This is a genomic window from Bacillus sp. SIMBA_154 (assembly GCF_046536015.1).
GTDB classification, from domain to species: Bacteria; Bacillota; Bacilli; order Bacillales; family Bacillaceae; genus Bacillus; species Bacillus pumilus_P.
Genome location: NZ_JAWJBV010000607.1, coordinates 1 through 240, shown reverse-complemented (window position 1 = coordinate 240; position 240 = coordinate 1). Strand labels below are relative to the sequence as shown.

The window sequence follows — 240 nt, the reverse complement described above, 5'->3', positions numbered from 1 at the left end:
AGCGAAAAAGATGGCACAGCGTTTAAAATGCCGGTTCCTATTTCTATAAACGGGAAGTTGACAACTCACACTCCAGTGGGTGGACTGATCACTATCAATGCCAAAAAAAGCGACATTATCGTTATCGATCCACAGATGAAGGTTCTGCGACAGTTACCCATAATTAGTCAATGCCAGCAACAAAGCTAAGCTTATATAGCTTAAATTACAACTTGTCATAAGTTTAAGATTTAACCAAAT

General features: G+C 38.3%; 1 protein-coding gene. It reads left to right on the top strand.

The window, feature by feature from the left end; all coding sequences use genetic code 11:
• On the top strand, positions 1–189 hold a 189-nt coding region (locus tag R0K30_RS23330; RefSeq protein ID WP_410613388.1), incomplete at its 5' end, for a hypothetical protein.
• Positions 190–240: the final 51 nt, after the last annotated feature.